This window comes from Tatumella saanichensis, from assembly GCF_000439375.1.
Lineage (GTDB): Bacteria > Pseudomonadota > Gammaproteobacteria > Enterobacterales > Enterobacteriaceae > Tatumella > Tatumella saanichensis.
The window spans coordinates 1-1,861 of record NZ_ATMI01000024.1 but is presented as its reverse complement, the minus strand read 5'-3'; the positions used below and the strand labels follow the sequence as shown (position 1 = coordinate 1,861).

Below are 1,861 nucleotides of genomic sequence, written 5' to 3'. Positions count from 1 at the left end.
GCTGTCTGGTTGCAAGGAAGTGGTTCTGAACCTAATTATCGCGTTACGCCCTCCATCCTGAAAACCGTCTCAGGAGATAAATTAGATATTTGTAAAGGAATTACCAAGAGTGATTTTTCTTACGGGTATGACCAAGATATAAAAGATTTTATTAAAGGTAAAAAGTACCCCTATGGGAACTGGTAAATCACGCACGGCAACATTTAAAGGTATGGATGATGCTTAAAAAACCTATTTTACTGCTGTTATTGATAACCCTTAGCGGCTGCCGAGCCGGAGAGCCACAGACCCCTGAGCAAACCGGGACTATGCCCTACGGGGAAGCGGGTTTTGCTTTTTTCACCCCCAAAGGATTACCAGCAATCGTCACCAGGGCACTGATTATTGACAGTAAAAAAGTGGTCTACACCTATCGGACACTGGATAGTACTCAGGAAAATCCCGACAGTGTAGGAAGCTGGAGTGACTTGGCCAGCCGACATGCTCAGCGTAATCAACTACGACACGCCCCGGCGCAAATGCTGTTCTGTTGGGACTCTATTATTGATAGAAAAACCTATCAGACTGTGATTGTTTTTTCCCCTGAGCTGCAGACACAGATGTCGACACCGACCGGCAAAGACTTCAGAGGGAAAACGGCCTGGTATGACACTCTACTATTTGGTCTGGCACCAGAAGGTACAGTCCGTATCTGGTTACAGAACACCGATGCCAGAGAAAATCTGCCGGTTACCCCGCTCAGTATCACCACAACATCAGGGGATAAACTCTCGGTCTGTAAAGGCATCACACAGAGTGATTTTTCTTACGGATATGACCAGGATATAAAAGATTTTATTAAAGGGAAAAAGTATCCCTACGGAAATTGGTAAACCACACACGGCAACTTTTAACGGAATGGATGATGCTTAAAAACCCTATTTTACTGCTATTGCTTATTACCCTTAGCGGCTGCCGTGCCGGAGAGCCACAGACCCCGGAGCAAACCGGGACTATGCCCTATGGGGAAGCGGGTTTTGCTTTTTTCACCCCTAAGGGGTTACCGGCAATAGTCACCAGGGCACTGATTATTGACAGTAAAAAAGTGGTCTACACCTATCGGACACTGGATAGTACTCAGGAAAATCCCGACAGTGTAGGAAGCTGGAGTGACTTGGCCAGCCGACATGCTCAGCGTAATCAACTACGACACGCCCCGGCGCAAATGCTGTTCTGTTGGGACTCTATTATTGATAGAAAAACCTATCAGACTGTGATTGTTTTTTCCCCTGAGCTGCAGACACAGATGTCGACACCGACCGGCAAAGACTTCAGAGGGAAAACGGCCTGGTATGACACTCTACTATTTGGTCTGGCACCAGAAGGTACAGTCCGTATCTGGTTACAGAACACCGATGCCAGAGAAAATCTGCCGGTTACCCCGCTCAGCGTCACCACAACATCAGGGGATAAACTCTCGGTCTGCAACAAATTCCCTTCACGGATTAAGTTTAACTACAGCATTCCAGATGGATACGATCCGTTCATTAAAGAATTTATTAAAGGTAAAAAGTACCCCTATGGGAACTGGTAAACCCTATTGCCTGCTAAAAGTCCCCTGACCTTCTGATTCCCGAGAAAACCTCAGAGGTACATCACAGACCAGCCGGATAAGCACTGGCAACGTACAGTTTATGATATGGATGGGAATATATTATGGAAATAATCCGCGTAATCTGGCTGCTGCCGTTACTGGTACTGACAGCCTGTCAGGGACACTCTTCACCTGCCACCGCCACACAGAGCAATGAGCCCACAGCATGGACGTTTGATTTTTTTACACCCCAGGCGTTGCCTGCCGTGGTGACATTTGCCGCTGTTC

General features: G+C 47.1%; 2 protein-coding genes and 1 pseudogene. All 3 read left to right on the top strand.

What is annotated here, in order from left to right:
- Positions 1-186: pseudogene (locus DW47_RS16950) on the top strand (DUF2931 family protein); the annotation flags it as partial.
- Between the two features lie 32 nt (positions 187-218).
- Positions 219-872, top strand: coding sequence for a DUF2931 family protein (locus DW47_RS0108445; RefSeq protein ID WP_029685960.1), 654 nt, complete (start codon positions 219-221; stop codon positions 870-872).
- Between the two features lie 32 nt (positions 873-904).
- Positions 905-1,573 carry a DUF2931 family protein gene (locus DW47_RS0108440; RefSeq protein ID WP_029685959.1) on the top strand — a complete coding sequence of 223 codons (669 nt, stop codon included), beginning with the start codon at positions 905-907 and terminating at the stop codon, positions 1,571-1,573.
- The last annotated feature ends 288 nt before the right edge of the window (positions 1,574-1,861 follow it).

Excerpts from the sequence above, each read along its gene's own strand:
- DW47_RS0108445 (WP_029685960.1), top strand. The coding sequence starts at position 219 with ATGCTTAAAAAACCTATTTTACTGCTGTTATTGATAACCCTTAGCGGC.
- DW47_RS0108440 (WP_029685959.1), top strand. The coding sequence starts at position 905 with ATGCTTAAAAACCCTATTTTACTGCTATTGCTTATTACCCTTAGCGGC.